General features: G+C 42.5%; 19 protein-coding genes. 15 read left to right on the top strand and 4 right to left on the bottom strand.

The features are described 5' to 3' along the window. Window positions 1–3 precede the first annotated feature (3 nt). From ACQKL0_RS12650 to ACQKL0_RS12635, 4 genes are all read left to right on the top strand, one after another. The gene (locus ACQKL0_RS12650; protein ID WP_427687930.1) at window positions 4–1,143 is read left to right on the top strand and encodes a DUF445 domain-containing protein; all 1,140 of its coding nucleotides are present in this window, start codon (window positions 4–6) and stop codon (window positions 1,141–1,143) included. Window positions 1,144–1,218: 75 nt separating this feature from the next. Then, window positions 1,219–1,572, top strand: coding sequence for a YlbF family regulator (locus ACQKL0_RS12645; RefSeq protein WP_427687928.1), 354 nt, complete (start codon window positions 1,219–1,221; stop codon window positions 1,570–1,572). A 130-nt stretch (window positions 1,573–1,702) separates the two neighbouring features. Beyond that, window positions 1,703–2,569 (top strand): Cof-type HAD-IIB family hydrolase, encoded by an 867-nt coding sequence (locus ACQKL0_RS12640; RefSeq protein WP_402867682.1) that lies wholly within the window; start codon window positions 1,703–1,705, stop codon window positions 2,567–2,569. A gap of 120 nt (window positions 2,570–2,689) precedes the next feature. Beyond that, complete coding sequence (locus tag ACQKL0_RS12635; RefSeq protein WP_402867683.1) at window positions 2,690–2,938, top strand: transcriptional regulator SplA domain-containing protein; 249 nt, start codon at window positions 2,690–2,692, stop codon at window positions 2,936–2,938. Window positions 2,939–3,092: 154 nt separating this feature from the next. Here ACQKL0_RS12635 and ACQKL0_RS12630 read toward each other — a convergent pair whose 3' ends face one another. From ACQKL0_RS12630 to ACQKL0_RS12620, 3 genes are all read right to left on the bottom strand, one after another. Next, window positions 3,093–3,551: a DinB family protein gene (locus tag ACQKL0_RS12630; RefSeq protein ID WP_427687926.1), complete on the bottom strand. Its 459-nt coding sequence runs from the start codon at window positions 3,549–3,551 to the stop codon at window positions 3,093–3,095. 266 nt (window positions 3,552–3,817) lie between these two features. Further along, entirely contained in the window at window positions 3,818–5,722 is a 1,905-nt protein-coding gene (asnB, locus tag ACQKL0_RS12625; protein ID WP_427687924.1) for an asparagine synthase (glutamine-hydrolyzing), read from the bottom strand. Between the two features lie 521 nt (window positions 5,723–6,243). Continuing rightward, on the bottom strand, window positions 6,244–6,699 hold the full coding sequence (locus tag ACQKL0_RS12620) for a DinB family protein (RefSeq protein ID WP_402867686.1): 456 nt from the start codon (window positions 6,697–6,699) through the stop codon (window positions 6,244–6,246). Between the two features lie 235 nt (window positions 6,700–6,934). Here ACQKL0_RS12620 and ACQKL0_RS12615 point away from each other — a divergent pair, with 235 nt between their 5' ends. The 10 genes from ACQKL0_RS12615 (at window position 6,935) to ACQKL0_RS12570 (ending at window position 13,647) form a co-directional block, all read left to right on the top strand. Beyond that, window positions 6,935–7,237 (top strand): urease subunit gamma, encoded by a 303-nt coding sequence (locus ACQKL0_RS12615; RefSeq protein ID WP_402867687.1) that lies wholly within the window; start codon window positions 6,935–6,937, stop codon window positions 7,235–7,237. A gap of 12 nt (window positions 7,238–7,249) precedes the next feature. Next, window positions 7,250–7,573 carry an urease subunit beta gene (locus ACQKL0_RS12610; protein WP_402867688.1) on the top strand — a complete coding sequence of 108 codons (324 nt, stop codon included), beginning with the start codon at window positions 7,250–7,252 and terminating at the stop codon, window positions 7,571–7,573. Further along, entirely contained in the window at window positions 7,570–9,279 is a 1,710-nt protein-coding gene (gene ureC / locus ACQKL0_RS12605; RefSeq protein WP_402955699.1) for an urease subunit alpha, read from the top strand. Before ACQKL0_RS12610 ends, ureC begins: the two co-directional genes overlap by 4 nt. Window positions 9,280–9,289: 10 nt before the next feature. Next, window positions 9,290–9,736, top strand: coding sequence for an urease accessory protein UreE (ureE, locus tag ACQKL0_RS12600; RefSeq protein WP_427687921.1), 447 nt, complete (start codon window positions 9,290–9,292; stop codon window positions 9,734–9,736). Then, window positions 9,729–10,415, top strand: a complete 687-nt coding sequence (locus ACQKL0_RS12595) for an urease accessory protein UreF (protein ID WP_427687920.1) — start codon at window positions 9,729–9,731, stop codon at window positions 10,413–10,415. Before ureE ends, ACQKL0_RS12595 begins: the two co-directional genes overlap by 8 nt. Before the next feature lie 46 nt (window positions 10,416–10,461). Further along, window positions 10,462–11,082 carry an urease accessory protein UreG gene (ureG, locus tag ACQKL0_RS12590; protein WP_402955708.1) on the top strand — a complete coding sequence of 207 codons (621 nt, stop codon included), beginning with the start codon at window positions 10,462–10,464 and terminating at the stop codon, window positions 11,080–11,082. Then, complete coding sequence (locus ACQKL0_RS12585) at window positions 11,079–11,894, top strand: urease accessory protein UreD (protein WP_402867693.1); 816 nt, start codon at window positions 11,079–11,081, stop codon at window positions 11,892–11,894. The genes ureG and ACQKL0_RS12585 overlap by 4 nt, the downstream gene beginning before the upstream one ends. A 26-nt stretch (window positions 11,895–11,920) precedes the next feature. Beyond that, window positions 11,921–12,565 (top strand): urease accessory protein UreH, encoded by a 645-nt coding sequence (locus ACQKL0_RS12580; RefSeq protein ID WP_407407221.1) that lies wholly within the window; start codon window positions 11,921–11,923, stop codon window positions 12,563–12,565. 148 nt (window positions 12,566–12,713) lie between these two features. After that, the gene (locus ACQKL0_RS12575) at window positions 12,714–13,112 is read left to right on the top strand and encodes a hypothetical protein (protein ID WP_427687917.1); all 399 of its coding nucleotides are present in this window, start codon (window positions 12,714–12,716) and stop codon (window positions 13,110–13,112) included. A gap of 31 nt (window positions 13,113–13,143) precedes the next feature. Next, on the top strand, window positions 13,144–13,647 hold the full coding sequence (locus ACQKL0_RS12570; RefSeq protein WP_427687915.1) for a DUF1648 domain-containing protein: 504 nt from the start codon (window positions 13,144–13,146) through the stop codon (window positions 13,645–13,647). Between the two features lie 43 nt (window positions 13,648–13,690). Here ACQKL0_RS12570 and ACQKL0_RS12565 read toward each other — a convergent pair whose 3' ends face one another. Beyond that, window positions 13,691–14,569 carry a dimethylarginine dimethylaminohydrolase family protein gene (locus tag ACQKL0_RS12565; protein ID WP_427687913.1) on the bottom strand — a complete coding sequence of 293 codons (879 nt, stop codon included), beginning with the start codon at window positions 14,567–14,569 and terminating at the stop codon, window positions 13,691–13,693. A gap of 177 nt (window positions 14,570–14,746) precedes the next feature. Between ACQKL0_RS12565 and ACQKL0_RS12560 the strand changes: the two genes are divergently transcribed. Next, window positions 14,747–16,363 (top strand): long-chain fatty acid--CoA ligase, encoded by a 1,617-nt coding sequence (locus tag ACQKL0_RS12560; RefSeq protein WP_427687911.1) that lies wholly within the window; start codon window positions 14,747–14,749, stop codon window positions 16,361–16,363. The last annotated feature ends 58 nt before the right edge of the window (window positions 16,364–16,421 follow it).

Here is a 16,421-nt window from a genome sequence, read left to right as displayed (position 1 = left end):
ATCATGGATGAGTTGTGGGTAAAAATACTGTTTATGGTCGTTGTCGGTGCAGTCATAGGAGGGTTCACCAATTTATTGGCAATCCGCATGCTGTTCAGACCCTATAAGCCCATATTTATTTTTGGAAAGCAGGTGCCGTTGACACCGGGTTTAATTCCGAAGCGGCAGGATGAGTTAGCCAAGCAGTTAGGGAAATTGGTCGTCGAACATTTAATCACACCCGAGAGCATTCAAAGTAAGGTTATCAATGATGCCTCTATAAAGAATATGAAGATTTTCGTACAGTCAGAAGTGAAGAAGGCATTGTCCTCGGAAAAAAGTACGGCACAACTGTTGGACCAATTGGGGATGAAGAATTCTTCCCTGACAATGGAACAGCGTTTACAGACATTCGTCCTTGGTAAATACGAAACATGGGCAGCGGAAAACCGAGGAAAGAGTCTACAAGACATCATTCCTTTGAATATCCAGCAAAAAGCGGTGAAATCAATCCCGGACATTTCGAAATATATCGTAACGAAGGGGAAAGAATACTTCAACAGTGCCGATGGCAAGGGACGACTCGAAGAAATGCTTGATGATTTTTTCAAAGAGCGAGGAAAAATGATTAACTTGATTCAAATGTTTATCGGAAATGAAAAGTTAATCGATAAGATTCAGCCTGAGATCATTAAATTCTTTGATCAATCCCGGACGGTCGACTTATTATCGGTCATGATGGAAAAAGAGTTGAGAAACCTTGAAAAATGGGATATGGAGAAAGTGGAAGGGTTAATTGGAAAAGACACGATCCGCACGCTGATTACAGAAAAAACGGGAGAATGGATTCCGGTCGCTTCCATCATGGAAAAACCGGTTCGTGAACTGACGGCTAGTTTTGCGGATACCATCGTCAACAAAGGCGTTCCGATTTTTGTTGAAAAAGCCGCGGACTATTTAATTGTCCATTTCCAGCCACTCTTCCAACGACTGCATTTGGATGATATCGTGGAGGAACAGGTATCTTCCTTTTCCGTTTCACGATTGGAGCAAATGGTCGTCTCCATCACTAAGAAGGAATTATCGATGATCACATACCTAGGTGCCCTTCTTGGTGGGATCATCGGTCTATTCCAAGGATTTGTGACCGTTTTATTAGGATGACGTGTAATTAGTAAAGGGATTTGTTATAGTGGGAAAGGTGTAGGAATACAATGATTACCGGGAGGGGAAAATTTTATGAGTAACGTGTATGATGCAGCATATGAAATGGAAAAAGCGATTCGAGCAAGCAATGAATATGCAGACTTGCAACGGTTATATGATTTAGTCAATTCAGACCCAGCTACGAAAGGGATGTTCGAAAACTTCCGTAACTTACAGATGACATTGCAACAAAAGCAAATGATGGGGCAGGAAATTGATCCCGAAGAAGTGGCACAAGCTCAAAAAACTGTGCAACTTGTTCAACAGAACCCAACGATTTCTCAATTGATGGAAGCGGAACAACGGATGAGCATGGTCATTGCCGACCTTAACAAAATCATCATGAAGCCACTAGAAGATTTATACGGCCCAGCTGAACAACAATAATACCAAAAAAAACTCCTTTGCCTTATGGCGAAGGAGTTTTTTTGAAAAAGAAAGACAAACTGATCCTGTTCTACTCTACAAATTTTAGTCATAAATTTGAAAGAGGATATTACAGATGGGGGAGATCTACATGGTATATCGTCTATTAGCGGTTAACATTGATGGAACATTGCTTCAGTCCAATGGCCGTTTAAATAAATCGACCAAAGAGGCCATTGAGTATGTTCACGATAAGGGTGTCCATGTTGCACTTGTAACGTCAAGAAACTACCATTCTGCCAAAAAAGTGGCCAAAGCCCTAAAAATAAATCCAATGATTGTTGCCCAACACGGAGCTTTTGTCGGTGCATCCATCGAGAAACCCATCATGGTAAAAAGAATGTCAGAAGAATTGACCGTGGAACTCGTGCAAATGCTGGAGAAGACCAATTCCCAAATAATGCTCCATCATGAAAAGTACTCCCTTGGCAATCGAGTTAATCTCCCGGAAAACTTACTCGGTAAAACGGTCATGTATACGAATGACCAAAACATTTATGCCCAAAACTATGTGGATGACATAAGCGAAGAGCTTATGGATCATCCTATGTCCCCGACAAAAGTTGATATCATATTTACTGAGCAGAAAGATCAAGTGGAAATGCACAAACTGGTAAAAGACATGTTTCCGGAAGTTGAAGTGACTACAAATCCTGGGCACAGGCTGACAATCGTTCCGAGAGGTGTTTCAAAATGGAGTGGCGTTTTGTATTTAGCGGATCATTTAGGCGTGAAGCGGACCGAAATCGTATCGATTGGGGACGGACTGGATGATATAGAGATGATCGCGGGATCAGGTTTGGGTGTTGCCATGGGAAATGCGGACCCTGAAGTCAAAAAAGCTGCCAAATGGGTCACCCGCTCGAACGATGATGACGGGATTGCCTATATGTTGAAAGAGTTCTTCCGCAAGCAGCACCCGATTGGATTCTTACAGAAGATGAATATGCTCAAGTGAAAGATGCTGCTCCCTTCCATTGAAGGGTTCTTTTTTTGTATGGTTAGGTTTATCTTTCCAATAAATAATTTCGTTCATTATCCATAAACTAAGTAAATCCCTAAGGAAAGGAAGAATGTAATGGACGTTATTAATGCAAAAGAAGTACAAGTTGGCGATGAGGTGTTTGTCATTTATAATAATCCGCACGTTCCCTCAGTTTCAAACGTAAGGGCTGCAGAAATTGTGCAGCATCCGAAAGATCCTAATGCAGTCGCTTTATTCCTGAACGATACCTTTCATACGATTGAAGATGATGATGCATTATTTTCATCAGAAGCGGCTGCGGAACAAGCCTATAGTAATTTCATTAATGATCAATTGACATGAGAAAAGTAAGAAGGGGCTGTCCCAAAAGGGATAATTACACCGAAATTGAATAAATGGTAAAAGGCAGAAACGTTGATTTAACAACATTTCTGCCTCTTTATTTTTGTCAAATTCCCTGGAATAAAGACTTATTAGACAGCCCCTTCTGTTTATGTCATTTTGCAGCGTGAATCACACGTAGCATCGCATGAATTTGGCCCATATGGTAAGTTTCATGGAAGAGGGCAAGGTTCACCATTTCCCCATATGTTTCGAACCCTTTGAATGGTTCTTCGAGTTTTTCGGCCAAACGCTCTTCAGGAATGGCAAGAAGACGATCAAGTTGTTCTTTAAATTGCTCAATTAATACTTCAACAGATGGGACTTCATCCGTCCAATCAGCAGGACTGGTTCCTTGAGCAAAGAATTCAGCGTAATTGGCGGGCAAGTTACCTGTTGCCGGATGGTCAAGCAAGAACTTTTCCGTTACAAATAATGTATGGCCAAGATGCCAGTGAATATTATTATTAAATCCTTCGGGTTGAATATCTGTCAGTTCAGGGGTAATCCGGTCGATGACCCTCTCGAAGAACTTACCTCTAATTAGGGAAAAACGTTTTTGTAATGGGTTCATGTTAGTAGCTCCTTCTAGTTGTCGCAATAAAAACGTCCACCGCCAACGACAATGGTACGCTTGTCAGCTTGTAATGAGATTTCAGTCTTTCTAATGATAATCTATTTATGAATTAAATCAAGTGATGCATTAGTGTGCTTTTCTTATTTCTGATAAAAGGTGGGGCGCCGCGTTTTGTTATCGTGCATCAATATAAATGAAAATATCCCTATCAAGGCTCGGACGAAGCCTTGATAGGGATAGGTTGAATAGCTATGAATGAACGATTAAGTAAGTACAACTTGTTTTTTGTTTTCTTGTTTCTCACCTAAATCGTTAAAATCATAAGCATATTCTATATAAATTTGATGCCAAATCATAAATACAATGATGGTCCATAACTTCCTGCTATTATCCTTTTTGCCAGCGACATGTTCCTGCATCAAGTCAAAAATCGCTTTTTTATTTAAAAGATAATCTGTGGGGCTAGTACGAATCAAATTGTTGGCCCAATCATACATTTCATCCTTTAACCAATGGCGGATAGGCACAGGGAAGCCTAATTTCTTCCGATTTAATACATGGTCAGGGACGATCCCCTCGGCTGCTTTACGAAGTATATATTTAGTCGTATTGTTTTTGATCTTTTGCTCTGAATGAATCTTTGTCGCGACATTAAACACTTCTTTATCCAAGAAAGGAACGCGTAGTTCAAGAGAGTGAGCCATCGTCATTTTGTCGGCCTTCAACAGAATGTCTCCTTGCAGCCAAGTAAGAATATCTAAATGCTGCATTTTCGTAACGGCATCATATGATCTGGATTGATTGTAAATGGGATCAGTCACGGTCGTATAGCCCAAGTTTGGTTTATATTCCGAAAGCAATGATTTCTTTTCACGTTCTTCAAATATTTTTGCATTACCGATGTACCTCTCTTGCAAAGGGGTGACACCACGTTCAATGAAGTTTTTCCCCTTCACTCCATCCGGTAAAATCCTACTCATCACTTTTAACAGGTGTTTGATCGGATTCGGGATATGGTTGAACATTTTCAATGATTGAGGTTCCCTATAGATATTATAACCACCGAAAAGCTCGTCCGCCCCTTCACCGGATAATACCACTTTTACATGTTTTCTGGCTTCACGAGCCACGAAATATAAAGGGACGGCCGCTGGGTCTGCCAGTGGGTCATCCATGTGCCAAATGATTTTAGGGAGTTCAGCAAGATATTCCTCAGGCGAAATGATATAGCTGATATTCTCTAGATTAAGGGCGTGGGCTGTTTCTTTCGCCACGTCGACTTCACTGAATCCATCCCGTTCAAAACCGACAGAGAACGTTTTTAGTTTGGGGTTGACCTCCTTGGCAAGGGAAACGATGATCGAAGAATCAATGCCTCCGGATAGGAACGATCCCACCGGTACATCACTTCGCATATGCACATTCACCGAATCTATTAAAACATCACGAATTTCCTTGGAAAGTTGTGTTTCGGATAGGCCCATCGGTTTGAAAGTCGGTGCCCAATATCGGCTGATATTCATCTTGCCACCTGGCTTTTTCGTGAAGCAATGGCCTGGCGCTAGTTTTTTAATTTGGCTTGTCATCGTATCGGGTTCAGGTACATATTGAAAGCTAAGATAGTGCTGTAAGGAGTCGGAATCTATCTTTCCTTCCATCGCTAGAAGAATACTCTTCTTTTCTGAAGCAAAATAAGTTAGTTCCTCTTGTTCTGAGTAAAAGAAGGGCTTGATGCCAAACTGATCTCTGGCCCCGAATATCGATTGCTCCACTTTATCCCAGATGACAAAAGCAAACATGCCTCTTAATTTGCTCACCATACGTTCCTTTTGGTCACTGAACAGGGCAATGATGACTTCTGTGTCCGATTCGGTAGTAAATTCATAACCTTTTTGGATTAGTTCTTCGCGTAATTCTATATAGTTATAGATTTCACCATTGAAGATGATCCAATACCGATCATTTTCATAAGAAAGGGGCTGGTGTCCACTTTCGATTCCTATGATACTGAGTCGTCTGAAACCAAAATTGACATACGCATCATTATAATAACCTTCATCATCCGGACCTCTATGTGTAATAAGCGTATTCATTTTATTTATTTGATCTTTCATGTCTATATTCATTTGATTGGGTTTTTGATGCATACAACCAACAAATCCACACATTTTGGGGGTCACCTACCTACTTAATAGTATTAATCTCTGATTCTCGTTTTTTTTAGGAATGATCCATGACTGACAGTAGTTCATCTACATTACATTCGAGGGAAGAGGAGATTGAAGAAAATTGAAAATCCATACATTTTTATCCTAAGATTAAATATTATTACAAACAATCTCATCATTATAATGGAAGAAATTACATTTTTCAACCATTTCACCGGTTTTTATACATCACGCGCTGGATAAATTTTGTTTTTGTGTATAGATTTGAATTCTTTTGTCTGGAATATGAAGGAAACGTAACGAGGAGTAAGTTTCCTACATGACGCGTGCTTGTGGTTTCTATAATAGAAAGGGTTAAAATAGAACGGCTTCTTATCGTGAAGATCGACATGGGCATGGGAAAAAATTGTGAATGGGATGGTCGGAGGGACTCGATCCATTTATTTGCTTTGATGACCATAACATAAAAAAGCCAGGCACCCGGATTTTCTGGAAAATCGGTGTGCCTGGCTTTTGAGTTATCAGTTAGAAGCTTGAACGAGAAGCTTCATCGCATGAATTTGTCCGATATGATTCGTTTCGTGTAAGACGACAAAGCTAATGAAGTCCTCCACTGTTTCCATCCCCTTGAATGGATTTTCCACTTTATCAGCATATTTTTCTTCTGGAATCGCAAGAAGGCGATCGAGTTGCTCCTCTAACTGTAGCTTCAGTGTATCAGTGGATGGGACATCCTCTGGCCAGTCAGCTGGCTTTGAACCATATCCGAATAGTTGTCCATAGTTGTCAGGTAGGTTACTGCCATTTGGAGAGTCCAATAAGAATTTTTCCGCTGCACTCAATACATGACCAAGGTGCCAATGGATCGTATTGTTGAATCCTGAAGGCTGGACATCCATAAACTCTGGCGATAATCCCTTGATTTCACTTAGTAAACTGCTCCGGGTGACTTTTAACTGGTTTTTTATGTAATTCAATTTATATTCCTCCACATCTTGTTAGAAAATTTCTTCTAAATAAAAGTATAACAAGGTTATGGATATTCACCAAGTTTGAGTGAAAGGGTTTTTACGTTTTTCATTTTTCTTCTTGAAATTGTCAGAAAATTATTTATAATGAGAATATGTTATAAAATCTTACATTTCTGTGTTATATATGTGGGTTGACTCGTTTGTAAATCAGTTCTTTTAGAATGATAGAAGGAGAGAAGTCATGCGTTTAACGGCAAGGGAACAGGAGAAATTAATGGTCGTGGTTGCAGCGGATTTGGCTAGAAGAAGAAAAGAGAGAGGAGTGAAATTGAATTATCCGGAGTCCATTGCCTTGATCACGTATGAAATCATGGAAGGGGCACGGGATGGACGCTCTGTTGCGGAGCTTATGCAATTTGGCCGGATGATTCTATCCAGTGAGGATGTAATGGAGGGGATCCCGGAGATGATCCACGATATTCAAGTGGAAGCGACGTTTCCGGATGGAACAAAGCTTGTGACGGTCCATAATCCAATTCAGTAAGGAGGCTGGGGCATGATACCAGGTGAATATATCTTGAAAAGAGATTCGATTGTGTGCAATGAAGGGAAGCTTGCGACAGGCATTTCTGTCATCAATCGGGGAGATCGACCGATTCAGATTGGCTCCCATTTTCATTTTTATGAAGTGAACAACGGGTTGGAATTTACTCGTGAAGAAGCCTATGGGAAACGGTTGAACATTCCTGCGGGAACGGCGGTCCGCTTTGAACCAGGCGATGAAAAGGAAGTGGAGCTGATTCCTTTTGGCGGCAAAAGGGAAGTGTACGGATTAAGCAATCGAACGAACGGACCGCTTGATGTGGAGGGTGAAGGATGAGTCATGAAATGTCACGGAGGCAATATGCCGACATGTTCGGTCCGACGACCGGGGATTTAGTCAGACTGGCAGATACAGAGCTTTTCATAGAAATAGAAAAAGATTTCACTAGATATGGAGATGAAGTGAAGTTCGGCGGGGGAAAGGTCATACGTGATGGGATGGGACAGCATCCAACAGCTGAAAGGGAAGGGGTCATGGACCTTGTCTTCACGAATGCAATCATCGTCGATTATACGGGCATCTATAAAGCGGATATCGGGGTGAAGGATGGGCAGATTGCGGCAATCGGTAAAGCAGGAAATCCCCTATTGATGGATGGGGTGACCATGACGATTGGTGCGGCGACTGAAATCATCGCTGCCGAAGGAAAGATCGTGACCGCGGGAGGCATTGACGCACATATTCATTTCATTGCACCCCAGCAAATAGAGACGGCATTATCGAGTGGGATTACGACGATGATTGGCGGAGGAACAGGACCGGCAACCGGAACGAATGCCACGACGTGTACACCCGGAGCCTGGAATATCCATAAAATGCTTGAGGCGGCTGAACATTTCCCCATGAATTTCGGTTTTTTGGGAAAAGGCAATGCCTCGGCAAAAGAACCACTCATCGAGCAGGTCAAGGCAGGGGCCATCGGGCTGAAATTGCATGAAGATTGGGGGACCACGGCAGCGGCCATCGATACAAGCTTGTCCGTAGCGGATGAATATGATGTCCAGGTAGCCATCCATTCCGATACCCTTAATGAAGGCGGCTTTGTCGAGGATACGATTGAAGCCATCAAGGGCCGTGTGATTCATACCTATCATACCGAGGGAGCGGGTGGCGGACATGCACCGGACATTATTAAGGCCGCGAGTTATCCGAATATTTTGCCTTCTTCCACGAACCCGACGCGCCCGTATACCATCAATACGCTGGAAGAGCATTTAGACATGTTGATGGTATGCCATCATTTGGATCCCTCCGTACCGGAGGATATCGCCTTTGCCGATTCCCGGATAAGGAAGGAAACGATAGCTGCTGAAGACATTCTCCATGATTTAGGCGTCTTCAGTATGATCAGCTCGGATTCCCAGGCAATGGGCAGGGTGGGAGAAGTCATCCTGCGGACATGGCAGACGGCGGATAAAATGAAAAAACAACGGGGAAAGATGTTGGAAGAGAAAGGGGATGGCGATAATTTCCGTGTGAAGCGATATGTCGCCAAGTATACGATTAATCCTGCCATCACTCATGGAATCTCCGATGTTGTCGGATCATTGGAAGAAGGGAAATTTGCAGATTTGGTCGTGTGGGACCCGGCCTTTTTTGGAGTGAAACCGGATATGATCGTAAAAGGGGGAATGATTGCCCACAGCATCATGGGAGACCCCAATGCCTCCATTCCGACCCCACAACCGGTTTTGTATCGTCCGATGTTTGCGAGTTTTGGGCAAGCCGTTTCGGGTACATCAATCACCTTTCTATCTAAAGCTGCTTATGAAGCGGGAATCCACAAGGAAATCGGGTTGAAGAAAATTGTGAAAACCGTCTCGAATATCCGGAATCTTACAAAGAAAGACATGAAGTTAAACGGGGAAACACCCGTCATCGAAGTGGATCCACAAACATATGAAGTGACGGTCGACGGTGATTTAATTACGTGTGAGCCGGCAGAAAACCTGCCAATGGCACAGCGATACTTTTTATTCTGAGGTGAATAGCATGATTGTCGAAAAGGTGATAGGAAACGTTGAGTCCATTCAAAATAAACCGAAACATATGGAACGGGTTTTTCTAGAAAGCGATGCTTTAAGAAAAAGAATTCAACGTGTGAAAACGGACCATGGCAATGAGATTGGAATAAGGCTCAAGGAAAACAAAGATTTAATGGATGGCGATATTTTGTATATGGATGAAAAGAATATGATCGTGGTTCAGACGATCGATGATGATATCTTAACCATCACGCCTACATCCGTCGGGCAGATGGGCAATATCGCACATCAATTGGGAAATCGCCATTTGCCGGCACAGTTTGAAGGGGATGAAATGCTGGTTCAATATGATTATCTGGTTGAAGAGCTGCTTGCAGAGCAAGGCATTCCCTTTCGCCGTGAGAAAAGAAAGGTAAAACAGGCATTCCGTCACATCGGCCATTCCCATGAATGAACGGTTGTTTCCGCTCATCCAGCTTTGTGATTCGAATTTTCCGTCCGGTTCGTTTTCCCACTCCTTCGGGATGGAGACCTATATACAGGAAGAAAAGATTCATGATGCACACTCTTTCAAAGAATTTTTAAAGGTCTATATCTTGAAGTCCTTATCTTATACCGATGGCCTGGGGTGCCGTATCGCATATGCACTCATTCTGGATCAAGATGAGGAAGGGATTTGGGATTTGGATGAAAAGCTATTTGCGAGCTGTTCTGCCAAAGAATCAAGGGAAGCTTCAAGAAGGATTGGGCAGCAGATGGCAAAGCTTTGTATGACACTGTACCCATCCGATATGTTGTCAATCTATCTAATCAAAATCAAAGAAAAGAAATGTTACGGTCATCCGGCAATCGTCTTTGCACTTGTCTGTACGGAGCTTGGCATTTCCGTGGACATGGCCATCACAGCTTGCCTGTATGCGGCCGTTTCTTCACTCATTCAAAATGCAGTCAGAGGAATCCCGTTAGGACAGACGGCTGGACAATCATTGTTGTTATGGACACATGGCATCATACAATCAGCGGTGGTAGTAATCAAGGGAATGACAGAGGATGAGCTTGGGAGGACTTTACCGGGATTGGAAATCTCCCAAATGAGGCATGAGCAATTACATGTAAGGCTATTTATGAGTTGAATAGAAAAGAGGTGAAAGGTTTGCTCTTAGAAGGGACAAACCGATTATGATGAAGCAGGTTGTAAAAATTGGTGTAGGTGGCCCGGTTGGTGCCGGGAAAACGATGCTCGTCGAAAAGTTGACGAGGGCAATGGCAAATGATTTCAGCATGGCCGTCGTCACGAATGATATTTATACGAAGGAAGATGCTCTTTTTCTCATGAAAAACGGTGTGTTGCCTGAAAATCGAATCATCGGGGTGGAAACGGGAGGCTGTCCGCATACGGCGATTCGGGAAGATGCTTCGATGAACTTCGCGGCGATTGATGAATTGGAGGACCTTCATCCTGATCTTGATTTAATTTTCGTTGAAAGCGGCGGTGATAATTTAGCAGCCACATTTAGTCCGGAGCTCGTGGATTTTTCGATTTATATCATAGATGTGGCCCAAGGGGAGAAAATCCCGCGAAAAGGCGGACAAGGGATGATCAAATCGGATTTGTTCATCATTAATAAAACGGATTTGGCCCCTTACGTTGGAGCTAGTCTTGAAGTGATGGAACGCGATACATTGGCAACACGCGGAAATAAGCCCTTCTTTTTTACGAATTTAAAAGATGAAAAAGGATTAGAGGATGTGGTGAACTGGATTAAATCCGAGGCCTTTTTCATAGGGTTAGAGCAATGAATTGGACCGGTAGCATCCGCTTGACGTCAGTACTGAAAAAGGGGCGGACGATTGTGAAGGACAGTTATCATGAGGGAGCTTTCAAACTGTCCCGTCCTGTTTTTCTCGATGAAACTTCACCCACCTACTTTCTCATTCATGTCGGGGGTGGTTATGTCGGAGGTGATTGCTACCAACAGTTTTTCTGTTTAGAAGAAGGAGCACATTTGACGTTGACGACCCAGTCTGCGACAAAGGTATATAAAACTACGGGAGAACCGGCAAGGCAGGAGACTGAAATGGTATTAAGAAAGGGAAGCTTCCTTACCTACGTTCAGGACCCATTGATTGCATATGAAGGTGCACGGTATATACAAGATACGACCATACATATGGATAAAGGGTCAGGGCTACTGCTCACGGATATCTTCACCCCGGGATGGTCCAAGAGTGGCAAGGATTTTACATACGATTGGATTCGTTCGAAAATGAATGTGTTTTATGATGGGAAAAGGCTGATTATGGATCATGTATTATTGCAACCATCAGATCAGATGGAATCCATTTTGTTATTGGAAGGATACAGCCATTTTGGTTCATTATTGTTCATACATGATGGGCTAAGTGAGGACATGATTACGCAATTAGAAGAATCGCTATCTGATTTCGGGCAAAAGGCAAGAATCGGTTTTTCGAGATTGCCTATACGAGGACTGATGGTAAGGGTATTGGCGAATCAAACTCAGTTAATCGAGAAAATATTCGCCGTTTCCGAGAATCTTTTACGGAGCCTTGCATTGCAGAAAGATGTTGTGTTTTACCGTAAATACTAACTTATTAATAGACGGGATTGAGTGGTATGGAAATGAGTTTATTGCTAGTTTTAGGAATCGGATTTTTATTAGGCATCAAGCATGCTCTTGAACCGGACCACGTGATCGCTGTTTCGACCATTGCCAGCCGAAGCAAGAAAATCTGGAGGTCGTCGCTCGCCGGGGTGTTTTGGGGAATTGGTCATACACTGACACTCTTGGTTTTCGGTGTCGTCCTGATCCTGTTGAAAGATGAGATACCGGAAGCTTGGGCAATGTCACTCGAGTTTCTTGTAGGAATCATGTTGGTGTATCTAGGAATGACCACGATTTTTTCCTGGAAGAATGCTCATGAACATGACCATTTTGAAAGAAATACCTACCTGAAATCGATGTTCATTGGGGTCGTCCATGGACTTGCCGGAAGTGCCGCGATGGTCCTTCTTACGATGAGCACGATAGACTTTGCCTGGCAGGGAGCTTTATATATCATTGTTTTTGGGGTGGGAACCTGTTTAGGCATGCTCTTGTTTACGACCATATTGAGCATTCCTTTTGTGACTAGCGCTTCCTCAAAAAAAATGAATCGCTCTCTCGTTCGGTTGACGGGTGTGGTCAGTACGGTTTTCGGAATTTATTATATGTATAACCTTGGTGTGAATGAACAGCTATTTACGATTTGGTTTGGTTGATTCACTCAAATATTCGAGTCGGAAACTTTCAGGCAATCAGCTTGGAGGTTTTTTCCTCTTTCAACTTGAACAATCCTATTATTTTCCATGGGTGAACGAGTATAATGAATATATGGGAAAGTAGTTTGCTCTATAGGGGGTGGTGGTAATGAAGTGGAGATTAATGTTATTCGCACTATGCCTAGTATCATTAACATTTGCTTCGGGTTGTTCTGATAGGGAAGAACGTATTTCAATCCAAAAACGAATAGGAAAAGATACATATAGATTTGAAGCCTATAAAGAAAACATAAACATGAAAAAGACTGTAAAGCCAAAAGAAATTTTGGAAAATGTGACGTGGAAGGAAAATCCCATGGAGAAAGATGACCGGAAAGCAGATTTCATCTTCTACTTTAATGATCGCAACTTTGGGGATGAAATCCCTGTTTACTTTGTGTGGTTGAATTCCGGTGAACATGTGCTGGAAGTTACGAAAGACGATCAAAACAAGTATGTGCAATTAAACGAAGAAGACTCTGCTGTCATCTTGGACTTACTACAATAACCGATTCTTATAAGAAATGGGGGAGAAAAACATGAAAAGTAATCATCCGGTTTTACATTTTCCCAAGACGGGCGTTGAGAAAATGATGGATATCATTTCACTTCTCTTCATCGTAATCAACCTGGTTTATTTAATCAGTGTATGGAACACATTACCCGCCGAAGTCCCGATTCACTTTAATGGAAAAGGAGAAGTGGATGGATGGGGAGGAAGAGCGTTGATTTGGCTCCTTCCTACCATCAGCCTTTTTTTATGGGTTGGCTTGACGTTGATGGAGAGGGTCCCGCACCTTTTTAATTACCCAATCGAAATAACCGAAAAAAATGCTGCATTTCAATATAGAAATGCTCGAATGATGAGTTTGTTTTTGAAGGTGGAGATCATCCTCTTTTTCCTGTATACGAGTTGGGAATCGGTTCATGTGGCGATGGGGAAGGAAGAAGGCCTCGGAACATTAGCTCTGTCCATTTTCCTGATCTTGCTTTTAGGTTCCGTCGCTTTCTTTGTAACCCGGTCGGTCCGTAACGCAAAATAAACCGGGTCTGCCGTGATGAAGACCCGGTTTAAACACCCCGTTTTTAACGGAGTTCAGTGACCTTGTTTTTTGAACGTAAAAGTGGCATCGTACAGCAGCGGAAAGAGCCACCGGATTTGATGATTTCACTTATATCGACTTCAATTACTTCATATCCCCGTTCTCGAAGTTGCTTATTGACCTTTTTATTGCAAGGAAGACTGAATAATTTCTTGTTTCCGATGGAAAGAACATTCGTGCCCAGCGTGAATTGTTCATCTCCGTTCACTTCGATCAGGTCATAACGCGAACCTAAAAAGTCTAGTTCCTTCTTGGTAAGGGCATCAGGGAAAACGAGAGCCTCGGTCGGTGAAAGAATATTGAATATGCAGTCCAAGTGGAGATACTTTGCAACGAAAGGAACCGGTATGACCTCGTATTCGGGTAATAAGCTCTGTACTTCCTTAATGGCCTTCTCATTGGTTCTATCGCTAATGCCTATATAAATCGTATTTCCATCAAGAATAACATCCCCACCCTCAATATTTCCTTTCCTTATATCGAAGTATGGGATTTCATTTAATTCAAGCCACAGTTTCAATAATAGTTCTTCGCCTGAACGTATCGCATTTGCCATTTCGGCAACATAAACGGTATTACCTATGGTAAAGCCGATATCCCTAGTGAAGACTTGTTCTGGATATGTAGATTGGGGTGGTAGTTTTATGACGTCCACTCCTTCATTCCTTAGAGCCGTCACAAAATTTGCATGCTGTTTCATCGCTAATATCCTATCTATGTTATCCTCTTTAAATTCTTTTTGAGTTTCATTGATGATTTCGCGTATTTCCATATACCTTGGTTCACAGACGATTACCTGAGAAAGGATAGAGTATTCACTTGTACAGGAAGCGTCGAGTTCCTCATTAAGATTGTTTGCCATGGATTAACTCCTCTACATATCATTTATCTATACTTTACCTCTATTTTCTATAAAAAAAACAAAATAGAAGTCGATTTATAAAATAAAATGTAAAATCCTGATCAGTTGAAAAAGGATTATTTTTGATGTGGTCGAATATATAGATGGAAGCGTTTTCTATATAAGGAGGAGATTGTTATGATGGACACTCCATTGATTATGACGCAAATCATTGAGAGAGCTGAAAAGTATTTCCCGAAAAAAGAAGTGGTCTCCCGTACGGACGGCGGGGTCCATACATTTACGTATGCAGAAACTGCCCAGCGTACAAGAAGGCTCACAAGCGTTTTCGAAAAAATGGGCATCAAGACCGGTGACAAAATTGGAACACTGGCATGGAATCATCACCGACACCTGGAAGCTTACTTTGCCATCCCTTGTCATGGAGCGGTCCTCCATACAATCAATATGCGTCTATCTCCTCAGCATATTTCTTATATCGTCAATAGTGCGGAAGATCGCCTTTTACTTATAGATCCAGATGTGATTCCATTACTGGAAATGATCAAGGATGAGCTGACTACGGTTGAAGGATACATCATAATGACCGATGAAGAGGCGCTTCCCGAGACTACTTTATCACCCGTCTATCATTATGAAACATTATTGGCTGAAGGAAATCCAGCACAGCCATTCATTAAGGATTTGGATGAAAATGCTCCAGCAGGTTTGTGTTACACATCGGCCACAACAGGGAACCCAAAAGGAGTCCTTTATTCACATCGAGGGATTTTATTGCACGCGATTGCATTGGGCCTGGCTGATTCGACGGCAATAAGCGAGCGGGATGCAGCGCTTCCGGTCGTGCCGATGTTTCATGTAAATGCGTGGGGCATGCCATTTGCAAGTGTTTGGTTCGGAACGAAGATGGTCTTGCCGGGACCGAACTTCACACCGAAAATATTGGCGGAGCTCATTGAAACCCAGAAGGTCACAATTGCGGCCGGCGTTCCGACAATCTGGCTTGGGCTGTTGAAGGAGCTTGAGACGGGAAATCATGACACAAGTAGTATGCGCACCATTTTATGCGGTGGGTCGGCTGCCCCCAAAAGCATGATCAGGACATTCGAGCAAAAATACAATATCCCATTCCTTCATGCCTATGGAATGACTGAAACAAGCCCGCTTGTATTCGTTGCGAAACCGAAGAGCTACCAGGATGACCTGCCTGAGGAAGAACTTTATGACCTGAAGGCCAAACAGGGACTTGTCGCGCCCATGATTGAAATTAAAGTCGTAGGCCAAGATGGTGAAGTGAAGCCCGATGGAAAAGAGATGGGTGAGTTACTTATAAGAGGACCTTGGATTGCCAATGAGTATTTTAAGGATGAACGATCAGAGGAAACCTTTAAAGATGGCTGGCTCTATACCGGTGATGTCGTCACAATCGATGACGAAGGGTTTGTCAAAATTGTCGATCGGACGAAGGACTTAATCAAAAGTGGAGGCGAATGGATTTCCTCGGTTGATATAGAAAACACCTTAATGGCTCATGAAGGGGTTTTCGAAGCAGCTGTCGTTGCCATGCCGCACGAAAAATGGCAGGAACGGCCAGTCGCCTGTGTCGTTTTAAAAGACGGGTACAAAGACCAAGTGACGCAGGAAGACATCCTTGAATTTTTAAAACCACAGTTTGCGAAATGGTGGCTACCGGATGAAATCATTTTTATGGATGAAATTCCAAAAACGGGTGTAGGAAAGTTCTTGAAAAGGGCGCTTCGTGAACAGCTTAAGGATACATACCTGCAAAGTTGAACGCTAAGAGAACCATGGATAGGAAAAAAATGAAGGAATGAAAAAGAGGAGGAAAATT

Source organism: Peribacillus sp. NPDC097264 (assembly GCF_050277925.1).
In the GTDB taxonomy this organism is placed as follows: domain Bacteria; phylum Bacillota; class Bacilli; order Bacillales; family DSM-1321; genus Peribacillus.
This window is presented reverse-complemented; position numbering and strand designations above follow the sequence as displayed.

What these genes read in the sequence shown, in the direction of transcription:
- ACQKL0_RS12635 (WP_402867683.1), top strand. Translation starts at nt 2,690, where the DNA reads ATGGACGTTATTAATGCAAAAGAAGTACAAGTTGGCGATGAGGTGTTT.
- ACQKL0_RS12575 (WP_427687917.1), top strand. Translation starts at nt 12,714, where the DNA reads ATGAAGTGGAGATTAATGTTATTCGCACTATGCCTAGTATCATTAACA.
- ACQKL0_RS12580 (WP_407407221.1), top strand. Translation starts at nt 11,921, where the DNA reads ATGGAAATGAGTTTATTGCTAGTTTTAGGAATCGGATTTTTATTAGGC.
- ureG (WP_402955708.1), top strand. Translation starts at nt 10,462, where the DNA reads ATGATGAAGCAGGTTGTAAAAATTGGTGTAGGTGGCCCGGTTGGTGCC.
- asnB (WP_427687924.1), bottom strand. Translation starts at nt 5,722, where the DNA reads ATGTGTGGATTTGTTGGTTGTATGCATCAAAAACCCAATCAAATGAAT.
- ACQKL0_RS12565 (WP_427687913.1), bottom strand. Translation starts at nt 14,569, where the DNA reads ATGGCAAACAATCTTAATGAGGAACTCGACGCTTCCTGTACAAGTGAA.
- ACQKL0_RS12595 (WP_427687920.1), top strand. Translation starts at nt 9,729, where the DNA reads ATGAATGAACGGTTGTTTCCGCTCATCCAGCTTTGTGATTCGAATTTT.
- ACQKL0_RS12650 (WP_427687930.1), top strand. Translation starts at nt 4, where the DNA reads ATGGATGAGTTGTGGGTAAAAATACTGTTTATGGTCGTTGTCGGTGCA.
- ACQKL0_RS12645 (WP_427687928.1), top strand. Translation starts at nt 1,219, where the DNA reads ATGAGTAACGTGTATGATGCAGCATATGAAATGGAAAAAGCGATTCGA.
- ureE (WP_427687921.1), top strand. Translation starts at nt 9,290, where the DNA reads ATGATTGTCGAAAAGGTGATAGGAAACGTTGAGTCCATTCAAAATAAA.
- ACQKL0_RS12585 (WP_402867693.1), top strand. Translation starts at nt 11,079, where the DNA reads ATGAATTGGACCGGTAGCATCCGCTTGACGTCAGTACTGAAAAAGGGG.
- ACQKL0_RS12570 (WP_427687915.1), top strand. Translation starts at nt 13,144, where the DNA reads ATGAAAAGTAATCATCCGGTTTTACATTTTCCCAAGACGGGCGTTGAG.
- ACQKL0_RS12560 (WP_427687911.1), top strand. Translation starts at nt 14,747, where the DNA reads ATGATGGACACTCCATTGATTATGACGCAAATCATTGAGAGAGCTGAA.
- ACQKL0_RS12615 (WP_402867687.1), top strand. Translation starts at nt 6,935, where the DNA reads ATGCGTTTAACGGCAAGGGAACAGGAGAAATTAATGGTCGTGGTTGCA.
- ureC (WP_402955699.1), top strand. Translation starts at nt 7,570, where the DNA reads ATGAGTCATGAAATGTCACGGAGGCAATATGCCGACATGTTCGGTCCG.
- ACQKL0_RS12610 (WP_402867688.1), top strand. Translation starts at nt 7,250, where the DNA reads ATGATACCAGGTGAATATATCTTGAAAAGAGATTCGATTGTGTGCAAT.
- ACQKL0_RS12640 (WP_402867682.1), top strand. Translation starts at nt 1,703, where the DNA reads ATGGTATATCGTCTATTAGCGGTTAACATTGATGGAACATTGCTTCAG.
- ACQKL0_RS12630 (WP_427687926.1), bottom strand. Translation starts at nt 3,551, where the DNA reads ATGAACCCATTACAAAAACGTTTTTCCCTAATTAGAGGTAAGTTCTTC.